Annotated in this window: 11 protein-coding genes; 6 read left to right on the forward strand and 5 right to left on the reverse strand. The window is 56.1% G+C overall.

What is annotated here, in order from left to right:
- Positions 1-526: aldehyde dehydrogenase family protein (locus ACWB12_RS07255; protein WP_479529409.1), on the reverse strand; the 526-nt coding region annotated here is incomplete at its 3' end.
- A gap of 103 nt (positions 527-629) precedes the next feature.
- Between ACWB12_RS07255 and ACWB12_RS07260 the strand changes: the two genes are divergently transcribed.
- From ACWB12_RS07260 to coaD, 3 genes are all read left to right on the forward strand, one after another.
- Entirely contained in the window at positions 630-1,526 is an 897-nt protein-coding gene (locus ACWB12_RS07260) for a LysR family transcriptional regulator (protein WP_479529410.1), read from the forward strand.
- A gap of 70 nt (positions 1,527-1,596) precedes the next feature.
- Positions 1,597-2,031, forward strand: coding sequence for a CBS domain-containing protein (locus ACWB12_RS07265; protein WP_479529400.1), 435 nt, complete (start codon positions 1,597-1,599; stop codon positions 2,029-2,031).
- A 206-nt stretch (positions 2,032-2,237) separates the two neighbouring features.
- Positions 2,238-2,729 (forward strand): pantetheine-phosphate adenylyltransferase, encoded by a 492-nt coding sequence (gene coaD / locus ACWB12_RS07270; protein ID WP_479529401.1) that lies wholly within the window; start codon positions 2,238-2,240, stop codon positions 2,727-2,729.
- A 37-nt stretch (positions 2,730-2,766) separates the two neighbouring features.
- Here the strand turns inward: coaD and gap are convergent, their stop codons facing one another.
- The 3 genes from gap to tkt all read right to left on the reverse strand — a co-directional run bounded on the left by gap (position 2,767) and on the right by tkt (position 6,136).
- On the reverse strand, positions 2,767-3,768 hold the full coding sequence (gene gap, locus ACWB12_RS07275) for a type I glyceraldehyde-3-phosphate dehydrogenase (protein ID WP_479529402.1): 1,002 nt from the start codon (positions 3,766-3,768) through the stop codon (positions 2,767-2,769).
- A gap of 102 nt (positions 3,769-3,870) precedes the next feature.
- Entirely contained in the window at positions 3,871-4,014 is a 144-nt protein-coding gene (locus tag ACWB12_RS07280) for a hypothetical protein (protein WP_479529403.1), read from the reverse strand.
- 106 nt (positions 4,015-4,120) lie between these two features.
- Positions 4,121-6,136, reverse strand: coding sequence for a transketolase (tkt, locus tag ACWB12_RS07285; protein ID WP_479529404.1), 2,016 nt, complete (start codon positions 6,134-6,136; stop codon positions 4,121-4,123).
- A 144-nt stretch (positions 6,137-6,280) separates the two neighbouring features.
- On the opposite strand from tkt, the gene ACWB12_RS07290 reads away from it, so the two are divergent.
- Positions 6,281-6,814, forward strand: coding sequence for a hypothetical protein (locus ACWB12_RS07290; RefSeq protein WP_479529405.1), 534 nt, complete (start codon positions 6,281-6,283; stop codon positions 6,812-6,814).
- On the forward strand, positions 6,814-7,212 hold the full coding sequence (locus tag ACWB12_RS07295; protein ID WP_479529406.1) for a cell division protein ZapA: 399 nt from the start codon (positions 6,814-6,816) through the stop codon (positions 7,210-7,212). Before ACWB12_RS07290 ends, ACWB12_RS07295 begins: the two co-directional genes overlap by 1 nt.
- Here the strand turns inward: ACWB12_RS07295 and ACWB12_RS07300 are convergent, their stop codons facing one another.
- Positions 7,213-8,112: a DMT family transporter gene (locus ACWB12_RS07300; protein ID WP_479529407.1), complete on the reverse strand. Its 900-nt coding sequence runs from the start codon at positions 8,110-8,112 to the stop codon at positions 7,213-7,215.
- A gap of 157 nt (positions 8,113-8,269) precedes the next feature.
- Between ACWB12_RS07300 and ACWB12_RS07305 the strand changes: the two genes are divergently transcribed.
- Positions 8,270-9,119 (forward strand): PAS domain-containing protein (locus tag ACWB12_RS07305; RefSeq protein ID WP_479529408.1); only part of this gene is annotated, 850 nt, incomplete at its 3' end.

Consider the following 9,119-nt stretch of genomic DNA (forward strand, 5'->3'; position numbering starts at 1 on the left):
CGCTTGGTTTCAAAACGATTGCATTGCCACACGCCAGCGCTGGTGCAATGTGCCAAAGCGGCATCATCGCGGGGAAGTTGAACGGCATAATCGAGCCAACAACGCCCAGCGGCTGTTTCATCGAATACATATCAATGCCGGTGCCAGCGCCAACAGAATATTCGCCTTTCAACAGCTCGGCTGCCCCCATGCAATATTCAACCACTTCCAGACCACGCTGAATGTCGCCTTTGGCATCGGGAATGGTTTTACCATGCTCGCGCGATAACGCTTCGGCCAGTTTTTCCATGTCGCGGTTGATCAGGCCAACCATCGCCATCATCACGCGGCCACGGACCTGCGCGTTTTTAGCACCCCATGCCGGTTGGGCGGCGGACGCTGCGGCGATGGCGGCATCCATTTCGGCAGCCGAGGCCAGATCGACTTTATACTGAACTTCGCCGGTGGCGGGGTTCATGATGTCGCCCTGTTTGCCGGATGTGCCTTTGACCATCTTGCCGTTGATGAAATGTCCTATATCCATAATCGAATCCTCCGTTGGGTTTGGGTTGGCCGCAGTTTAGCCTTGCATAAATGCCATGAAAAGGGTCAGTTTCCCAAAGGTGTTTTGCAAAATTGCAGGTATGATGATGGCATTCGACTGGGATGATATGCGGGTTTTTCTGGCCGTGGCGCGGGGCGAAAGCCTGTCACGTGCGGGCAAGGCGCTAAAGCTGGACCCCGCCACAGTGGGGCGGCGGATTGCGCGGCTCGAGGATCGGCTTGGGGCGGCGCTGTTTGCCAAATCTGTTCAGGGCTATGTGCTGAACAGCGAGGGCGAACGGCTGTTGGTCCATGCGATGCGGGCCGAAAGCGCGATGGCGCAAGGGGTCGAGGAAGTGCATGGCGAGGCGGGGCAGTTAAGCGGTGTGGTGCGGATCGGGGCGCCGGACGGGTCGGCCAACTATCTGCTGCCGCAGGTCTGTGCGGCGATTTGCGATGATAATCCGGGGCTTGAGGTGCAGATCGTGGCGCTGCCACGGGTGTTTAACCTCTCCAAACGCGAGGCTGACATGGCGATCACCCTGTCGCGCCCTACAGCGGGGCGGCTGATGGCGCAAAAGATTGCCGATTATAAACTGCATCTGGCCGCCACACAGGGATATCTGGATGCGCATCCGCCGATCAAGACATTGAAAGATTTGAAGGGGCATCGGGTGATTGGCTACATCCCCGATATGATTTTCGACAAAGAAGTGGATTATTTAGCCGAAACCGGTGTGGATCGGGTGACTTTGGCGTCTAATTCGGTGGCGGTGCAGGTCAATTGGGTGCGCCAAGGGGCGGGGCTGGCGATTGTGCATGATTTTTGCATGCCAACGCTGCCCGACATCCGCCGCGTGCTGGTCGACAGAATTTCACTGCGCCGCACCTTTTATCTGGTGCGCCATCTGGACGATAGACGGGTAGAGCGTCTGAACCGCTTTGCCGATCTGTTGGGGCAGGGACTCAGACGGGAAGTGGCACGGCTGGAGGGGCAAGTTTAGGTCACAAGCTTGACAGAATGTCGCGGGTGAGGGACGGTGGGGGATCACGAAACCGTTACGGAGGTCTGCCATGCTCGTCCAACAAATCCTGAAATCAAAGGCTACGGATGGTGTTTTCACCATCAAACCGGGCACCACCGTGGCCGATGCGGCCTCGGTGTTATCGAACAACCGGATCGGGTCGGTGGTGGTATCGGCCACGGGCAAGACAGCTGACGGAATATTGTCGGAACGTGATATTGTGCGTGAACTGGGCAAGCGGGGCCCAGCCTGCATGGCCGATAAGGTGGACGATATGATGACTTCGAACCTTGTGACCTGTAGTTGTAGTGACAGGGCGGATGATATTCTGACGAAGATGACCGAAGGGCGGTTTCGCCATATGCCGGTGATCAAAGATGGCGAGATGGTTGGGCTGATTACGCTGGGGGATGTGGTCAAGGCCCGTCTGACAGAGCTTTCGATGGAGAAAAAAGCACTGGAAGGCATGATCATGGGGCATTGATTGTCGGGTTGCGCCGCCTGACGGCGTCGCCCCAAGCGCTTTGACCCTGCGGGCCAAAGCGCTGAATGCCTGCGGCGCAGATATTTCTAGAGTTCTGCTCCATATCACTGCAAATTGCTTTATGAAAAGAAGAAAGGGGCATTGGTTTCCCTTGCAATTGGCCACGCAATATTGTTGCGTTCGGGTGAAAGCATAAGGGGACGGCCATGCGCATTGCACTTTATCCGGGAACGTTTGATCCTATCACCATGGGACATGTGGATATTATCCGCCGCGGGGCAGCTTTGGTGGACCGTTTGGTGATTGGCGTGGCTATCAACCGTGACAAGGGACCACTGTTTACTCTGGAAGAACGGGTGGCGATGGTTGAAGCCGAATGCGCAGTGCTGTCGCGTGATACCGGTTTCGAGATTGTGGTGCATCCGTTTGAAAACTTGCTGATTGATTGCGCCCGCGATGTCGGGGCACAGACCATCATTCGCGGCCTGCGGGCTGTTTCGGATTTTGAGTATGAATACCAGATGGTTGGCATGAACCGCGCAATGGATGACACAATCGATACCGTGTTTCTGATGGCCGAGGCCAAGCATCAGGCGGTGGCATCAAAGCTGGTCAAGGAAATTGCCCGTTTGGGGGGCGATATTTCCAAATTTGTCACGCCATCTGTGCAAAAGGCGCTAATAGCAAAGTTCGCATAAACACCCGCCCGCACCCGTTGGCGCGGGCGGGAATTGCTTAAAGGTATTTGGCCATTTCAACGGCTGTGTCGGACATCCGGTTAGAGAAACCCCACTCGTTGTCATACCACGTCAGGATACGCACCATGTTGCCCGCAACTACTTTGGTCTGGTCCATGTGGAAGATCGATGAATGTGGATCATGGTTGAAGTCGATGCTGACATTCGGCACTTCGGTATAGCCCAGCACACCCTTGAGTGGGCCATCAGCCGTGGCACGGATAGCGGCGTTGACCTCTTCAATGGTGGTGTCGCGGCTGGCTTCAAATGTCAGGTCCACGACCGAAACATTCGGGGTGGGGACGCGGATCGAAACGCCATCCAGTTTGCCGTTCAACTCGGGCAGAACCAGCCCTACGGCCTTGGCGGCCCCTGTCGAGGTCGGGATCATGCTCATCGCGGCGGCGCGGGCACGATACAAATCGCCGTGCATGGTGTCGAGCGTGGGTTGATCACCGGTGTAGCTGTGGATTGTGGTCATGAAACCGTGGTTCAGGCCAATGGTGTCGTTTAGGGTTTTTACGACCGGTGATAGGCAGTTGGTGGTGCAGGACGCGTTCGAAACGATCAGATCGTGAGGGCCAAGCGTGTCGTGGTTCACACCATAAACGATGGTTTTATCGGCACCGGCAGAGGGGGCCGAAACCAGCACCCGTGATGCGCCATTTTCCAGATGTACGATGGCCTTGTCTTTGGCCGAGAAAATGCCGGTGCATTCCATCACGATGTCCACGCCACCCCAAGGCAGGTCCGCCGGATTGCGAATGGCAGTCACGGCAATCGGGCCACGGCCCGCATCAATCGTGTCTTTGGTGGTTTTCACATCAACCGGAAAGCGGCCATGCACGCTATCAAATTGCAGCAGGTGCGCGTTGGTTTCAACCGGCCCCAGATCGTTGATCGCGACGACCTCGATATCGGTGCGCCCTGATTCAACAATGGCGCGCAGGATGTTACGGCCGATGCGGCCAAAGCCGTTGATGGCTACTTTTACAGTCATTTCGCGAAACTCCAGATAATGATGGCCCCCAAGAGCCTGATTATGCGCCACCTTGGGGGTTTTGGCGCAAAGGTCAACCGTGTTAGCGCCAGCAAATCCGCCCTAGCGCCAGAAGGCCATGTATTCGGTCAGCAGGGCCAGTTTTTTGCCCAGCATAACCGGCAGGTTCCAATCCAGATAGTAATGGTCCGCGATGAAGATTGCGATGATCACAAAGCCAAAGATGATTGCAAGTTTGTTGGTCATGATCTGCCTTTGGTTTGCATCCAGCATTTTCGTTCTTCAAATATCCGCGCCGCAGGCAAGAAATCTTTTTTGCCTGCGGCGCGGATATTTATTGGAACAAAAATGATCAGAGCAGGGATTTTACCTTGTCCGCCACGGCCTGCGCGGTGATGCCGAACTTTTCATAGAGCACATCGGCTGGGGCCGAGGCACCAAAAGAATCCATACCAACAAAGCCTGCCTTGGTGCATTTACCACGCTCACCTGTCAGCCAGCGGTCCCAGCCCATTTGCACGCCTGCTTCAACAGCGACCCGCACCGGGCCACCGGGCAGAATGCGTTTGCGATAACGCTCTTCTTGCTCGGCGAACAGTTCCATACAAGGCATTGAAACGACGCGGGTGCCGATGCCTTCCGCTTGCAGCAGATCACGCGCCGCCAGCGCTATTTCCACTTCAGAGCCAGTGGCGATGATGATCGCCTGGCGTTTGTCCACGGCGTCAGCCAGAACGTAAGCGCCCAAAGCGGCCAGATTTTTGGTTTTATGTTCCAGACGCACGGTTGGCAGTCCTTGGCGGGACAGGGCCAGCACCGAGGGGGTTTCTTTGGTGGTCAGCGCAATTTCCCAACATTCCGCGGTTTCCACCGTGTCGGCGGGGCGAAACACATAGGTGTTGGGCGTGGCGCGTGAAATTGCCAGATGCTCAACCGGTTGGTGGGTTGGGCCGTCTTCACCCAGACCAATGCTGTCGTGGCTCATCACGTAAACTGTCGGCACCCGCATCAGGGCCGACAGACGCATCGCACCGCGGGCGTAATCGGTGAAGCACATGAAGGTGCCGCCATAAGGGCGCACACCGCCGTGCAGCACCATGCCGTTCATCGCTGCCGCCATGCCGTGTTCACGGATACCGTAATAGATATAACGACCGCCGCGATTTTCGGGATCAAACACCCCCAGATCACCGGTTTTTGTCAGGTTCGATCCGGTCAGATCAGCCGATCCGCCAACGGTTTCTATGGTGAACGGGTTCACCACCTCCAACACCATTTCACTAGATTTGCGGGTGGCAACTTTTGGCGCCTCGTCGGTGATCTGTTTTTTCAGCGCCTTGATGGTGGCTGACAGTTTTTTATGTGGCTCGAGCGCATAGGCGCGGGCAAATTCGCGCTGTTTGTTACCAGGTATGGTCAGAAGGCGTGCTTCCCAATCGGCACGTTCCGCCGCTCCGCGCGACCCGATCGCTTCCCATTGCGCCTTGATATCGGCGGGGATGGTAAAGGCGGGGGCGGTCCAGCCATATCCGGCTTTGGTGTCGGAAATCAGCTGTGCATCCGTCAGGGCACCGTGGCCCTTTGATGTGTCCTGTGCGCTGGAGCCCAGTGCGATATGGGTTTTGCAGGCAATCATCGAGGGTTTCTTGGTCTTCTTGGCCGCTGTGATGGCTTCGTCAATTGCCACAGGGTCATGTCCGTCGCATTCAAATACAGACCAGCCCGAGGCACGGAACCGCATCATTTGATCAGTGCGATCCGACAGGGCAACCGTGCCATCAATGGTGATGCCGTTGTTGTCCCACAGAACAATAAGTTTGCCCAACTCGTGACGGCCAGCAAGGCCAAGTGCCTCTTGCGAAATGCCCTCCATCAGGCAACCGTCGCCTGCAATCACATAGGTGTGATGATCGACAACCTTTTTGCCATAGCGCGCCCGCTGGATTTCCTCGGCCATAGCAAAGCCTACCGAATTGGCGATGCCTTGGCCCAGTGGCCCCGTGGTGGTTTCAACGCCTTCCATATGGCCATATTCAGGGTGGCCCGCCGTGCGCGCGCCCCATTGGCGGAAATTTTTGATCTCGTCCAGCGTCGCCTGTTTGTAGCCTGTGAGGTGCAATAGGGAATAGATCAGCATTGAGCCGTGGCCCGCCGACAGGATAAACCGGTCGCGGTCCGGCCAGTTCGGAGCCGAGGCGTCAAACTTTAGATGTTTTTCAAACAGCACCGTGGCGACATCAGCCATGCCCATCGGCATGCCGGAGTGGCCGGAATTCGCCGCAGCAATCGCGTCCAGTGTCAGCGTGCGGATAGCGGCAGCCCGCATCCAGTGATCGGGGTGGTTTTTACGCAAAGTCTGAATATCCACGGCTGTTTATCCTTATCTGGCTGAAACTTACCCCGTGGTGATAACAGCGCTGCACAGAAGATCAAGCGGGATGGCTAAGGTATTGAGCCAAAAGGGGGGCGCAATTCGCTGTGCCATTGGTTAAACTTGTAACAAGATTATTTTATGCCCGATTCGAATGCGGGCAATCGGGTGGATTTGTTGAGCGAGGAGACAGGCAAAGTGAGCGACATTGCAGAATTGGAACGCCGGATCACGGCGGCGCTGGAACGGATCAGCACCGGAGTTGATGGTTTGACTGGCGCATCGGGTGGCGGGGATGCAGATGCGTCTGCCGCTCTGATTGAGGCGCTTGAGGCCGAAAAACTGGCCAACGCCCAGTTGGAAGAACGCGTCAGCGCAATCAAGGAAAAGCAGGAAACCACCATCAAAGAGATGGAAGGCAAGATCAAAGAGCTGACCACGGATATGAGAAAAAAAGATGCCGATGCCAAAAAGCTGCTGACGGTGAACGCCCAATTGCGCGAAAGCAATGATGATCTGCGCGAGGCCAACGAGAGCGGGGTCGGGGATGCGCATCTGATCAACAAGGCGATGCAGACCGATCTGGAAGCGCTACGCGCAACCCGCAAGGCGGATCTGGCCGAGCTGGAAAACATAATGTCCGAATTGAAACCACTGATCGGGGGGGGCGCGTAATGCCAGAGACAGAAATCAAAATTGGCGGGCGTAGTTTCACCGTATCCTGTCAGGATGGCGAAGAGCATTTTCTGCAATCGGCGGCCAAACTGCTGGACGCCGAAGCCACGGTTCTGACCGCGCAAATCGGGCGTATACCCGAACCGCGCATGTTGTTGATGGCAGGTCTGATGCTGGCGGATAAAACCGCAGGTCTTGAGGAAAAGTTACAAGAGGCCGAGGGCAAGCTGGGTGCGCAAGAAGCATTGCTCGAGGAAATGCGCAGTAAACCTGCGCCTGATCCAGAGCGCATCGAGGTGGCGGTGATCCCGCCGGTTGTGACCGATACACTGGCCGAATTGGCGGCCCGCACCGAGGCGCTGGCTGACAAGGTCGAGGAAAAGGTGGCGGCGGAATAATCAGCGGCGGCGCAGGCGCAATAGCCGCCCGTCCGTGATCGCCAGACCAAAGGCGATGCATAAAAAACCAAGACCGGTGATTGGTGTCAGGACCTCGCCCAGAAACACCCAGCCCAGTCCTGTAGCAAAGGGCGGTATCATCAAGGTAACCAGCATCAGGTTTGCCGCACCTGCGCGTCGCAAGATGCTGAAATATAACAGATAAGCCGTCGCTGTGGCCAGCCAAGACAGGCCAAACAGCGCCCGCCAAACTGGTGCGGAATAGGTGAACTCGGGCCAGCCATCATGGAGTATCGCAATCGGGAATATCCAGATCACGGCGCAGATGACCATGCCAAATGCGTTTATCTCGGGGGCGATGTTTTTCAGGAAGGTTTTCCCCCAAACGCTGGCCAGCGAATAGGACAGGGCCGCGCCCAGCACTGCCAGTTGCGCCAGATTGCGCAGATCAAACCCGCGCACGGCCTCGGGCCCCATCACCACCATCACCCCGACAATGCCAACACCCGCCCCAATGATTTTTCGCGGGGTTAGTGGCTCGTCTGCCAACAGCAGCCCTGCGACAACGGCCCCGAAAATAGCGGTTGTCGCATTCAGGATCGACGCGGTGCCGCCGGTGATGTGTGTTTGTCCCCAAACGATCAATGAGAATGGGATCGCATTGTTCAGCACACCCATGCCCATATATGCCGCCCAAATGCGGGGCGAGCGGGGTAATTTCAGACCTTTCCACCAGATGAAAACCGCAAGGGCCGGAACGGCCAGCGCGACGCGAAACAGCACGATGGTCAGGGTGGGTAACTGTTGCAGGGCGACCTCGGCCCAAAAGAACGACCCACCCCAAAGTGCTGCCAGAACAAGGATCATACCCCACGTCAAATTGTTCATTACCGGTTTCATTTTCGTCCCTTTGGTCCGGGACAGATTGAATTGGTTTCGTCAGGTTTGCGACCCGTATCATGACAAATTATCAGGGGTCGCAATAGAAAACGACAATTAACCCAGCAGCAATGCTTTGCCCCTATCAAGGACGAGATTGTTGCAAAGGGTTTGACCGTTGGGTTTTATCGAGAAAAGAAACGAGCGCCGTCCGGCAACTGGTGGCGCACCATTCCATGCCGGTGAAATCTTTTTCTCGCGCACGGACCAGCGCGGGGTCATTCTGGCCGCCAATTACATATTCCGGCGTGTTTCGGGGTATGACTGGGATGATTTGCTGGGCGCCCCCCATAAACTGATCCGCCACCCCGATATGCCAAAGGGGGTGTTCTGGCTGTTTTGGGACAGCTTGAAACGTGGTGAACCCATTGGCGCATATGTGAAAAACAAGGCGCAGGACGGGCTGTATTACTGGGTCTTTGCGGTGGCGATGCCGTTTCAGGACGGGTTTTTGTCAGTCCGGATTAAACCAAGCAGTGATATGCTGCGGGTGATCGAAAAAGAATATGAAACCCTGCGGGTGATCGAACTCGAGGATGGTATATCGCCTGAGGAAAGTGCCGATATTTTGTTGCAGCGGTTGCAGGCGCTTGGCTATGTCGACTATCCGGCATTCGCCAGCGATGCTTTGGCCAAGGAACTTGCATCGCGGGCGGCGGTGTTGGGCAATCCGCAAAATCCGGCAACGGAACAATTTGCCAATATGATTGCCGCTGCTGTGGCGTTGCAGGATGAAACTGTTGCGCTTTCAACCGGATTTGATGCGATCAGCACAGTGCCGACCAACATGCGGATCATCGCAGCACGGCTGGAGCCATCAGGTGGCGCTGTCAGTTCGTTGGCGCAAAACTATTGGGAAATGTCCGAGGAGATGCAACATTGGTTTCAAGATTATATCAACAGCACAAACAGTGATTTTACTGCTATACGCCGTACATTGGATAGCAGCCGGTTTTTATGTGGAACGG

The organism is Profundibacter sp. (assembly GCF_056498605.1).

What these genes read in the sequence shown, in the direction of transcription:
- gap (WP_479529402.1), bottom strand. Translation starts at nt 3,768, where the DNA reads ATGACTGTAAAAGTAGCCATCAACGGCTTTGGCCGCATCGGCCGTAAC.
- ACWB12_RS07280 (WP_479529403.1), bottom strand. Translation starts at nt 4,014, where the DNA reads ATGACCAACAAACTTGCAATCATCTTTGGCTTTGTGATCATCGCAATC.
- ACWB12_RS07295 (WP_479529406.1), top strand. Translation starts at nt 6,814, where the DNA reads ATGCCAGAGACAGAAATCAAAATTGGCGGGCGTAGTTTCACCGTATCC.
- ACWB12_RS07300 (WP_479529407.1), bottom strand. Translation starts at nt 8,112, where the DNA reads ATGAAACCGGTAATGAACAATTTGACGTGGGGTATGATCCTTGTTCTG.
- ACWB12_RS07265 (WP_479529400.1), top strand. Translation starts at nt 1,597, where the DNA reads ATGCTCGTCCAACAAATCCTGAAATCAAAGGCTACGGATGGTGTTTTC.
- ACWB12_RS07260 (WP_479529410.1), top strand. Translation starts at nt 630, where the DNA reads ATGGCATTCGACTGGGATGATATGCGGGTTTTTCTGGCCGTGGCGCGG.
- coaD (WP_479529401.1), top strand. Translation starts at nt 2,238, where the DNA reads ATGCGCATTGCACTTTATCCGGGAACGTTTGATCCTATCACCATGGGA.
- ACWB12_RS07290 (WP_479529405.1), top strand. Translation starts at nt 6,281, where the DNA reads ATGCCCGATTCGAATGCGGGCAATCGGGTGGATTTGTTGAGCGAGGAG.